The organism is Amphritea pacifica (genome assembly GCF_016924145.1).
In the GTDB taxonomy this organism is placed as follows: domain Bacteria; phylum Pseudomonadota; class Gammaproteobacteria; order Pseudomonadales; family Balneatricaceae; genus Amphritea; species Amphritea pacifica.
Genome location: NZ_JAFFZO010000172.1, coordinates 1 through 327, shown reverse-complemented (window position 1 = coordinate 327; position 327 = coordinate 1). Strand labels below are relative to the sequence as shown.

The window sequence follows — 327 nt, the reverse complement described above, 5'->3', positions numbered from 1 at the left end:
GACCAGGACGTTGATAGGCTGGGTGTGTAAGCGTTGTGAGGCGTTGAGCTAACCAGTACTAATTGCTCGTGAGGCTTGACCATATAACGCCAAAAGCGTTTGGTTAGCTGATAGAAAAAGATACATTATGCTCGAAAGAGCCGCACTGAATAAAACAGTGCACGGATTAGAGTTTGTGCATACTCTTCCCGATTAAAGAGTTACAGGATTCGAATGACGCTTTGAGCATAAGTTAACACTGATGTTCAAATCGTTAGAGCAACCAGTTTTGCTTGGCGACAATAGCGAGATGGAACCACCCGATCCCTTCCCGAACTCGGAAGTGAA

Annotated in this window: 2 rRNA genes; both read left to right on the top strand. The window is 45.3% G+C overall.

Annotated features, from left to right (window positions below):
• Positions 1–83: ribosomal RNA gene (locus tag JW499_RS21950) — 23S ribosomal RNA — on the top strand; the annotation flags it as partial.
• A gap of 188 nt (positions 84–271) precedes the next feature.
• A 5S ribosomal RNA gene (gene rrf / locus JW499_RS21945) occupies positions 272–327 on the top strand; the annotation flags it as partial.